Here is a 577-nt window from a genome sequence, read left to right as displayed (position 1 = left end):
GCAAAATGCTAGCTTCTGCCAGTGGTGACAAGACGGTGAAACTGTGGGATACCACCACTGGTAAAGAAATCAAAACCCTTACTGGGCATACAAACTCGGTTTATGACATCAGCTTCAGTCCCAATGGCAAGATGCTAGCTTCTGCCAGTGGTGACAACACGGTGAAACTGTGGGATACCAGCACAGGTAAAGAAATCAAAACCCTAACTGGGCATACAAACTTGGTTTGGGGCATCAGCTTCAGTCCCGATGGCAAAATGCTAGCTTCTGCTAGTCGTGACAACACGGTGAAACTGTGGGATACCAGCACAGGTAAAGAAATCAAAACCCTTACTGGGCATACAAACGAGGTTAATGGCATCAGCTTCAGTCCCGATGGCAAGACGCTAGCTTCTGCCAGTGCTGACAACACGGTGAAACTGTGGGATACCACCACTGGCAAAAAAATCAAAACCCTAACTGGGCATACAGACTCGGTTTTGGGCATCAGCTTCAGTCCCGATGGCAAGACGCTAGCTTCTGCCAGTGCTGACAACACGGTGAAACTGTGGGATACCACCACTGGCAAAAAAATCAA

Annotated in this window: 1 protein-coding gene; it reads left to right on the top strand. The window is 48.4% G+C overall.

The features are described 5' to 3' along the window. The coding region (locus V7L31_RS23930) for a WD40 repeat domain-containing protein (RefSeq protein ID WP_334698569.1) at positions 1-577 on the top strand (577 nt) is incomplete at both ends.

The sequence above is a fragment of the Nostoc sp. genome (genome assembly GCF_036916655.1).
Taxonomy (GTDB): domain Bacteria; phylum Cyanobacteriota; class Cyanobacteriia; order Cyanobacteriales; family Nostocaceae; genus Nostoc.
This window is presented reverse-complemented; position numbering and strand designations above follow the sequence as displayed.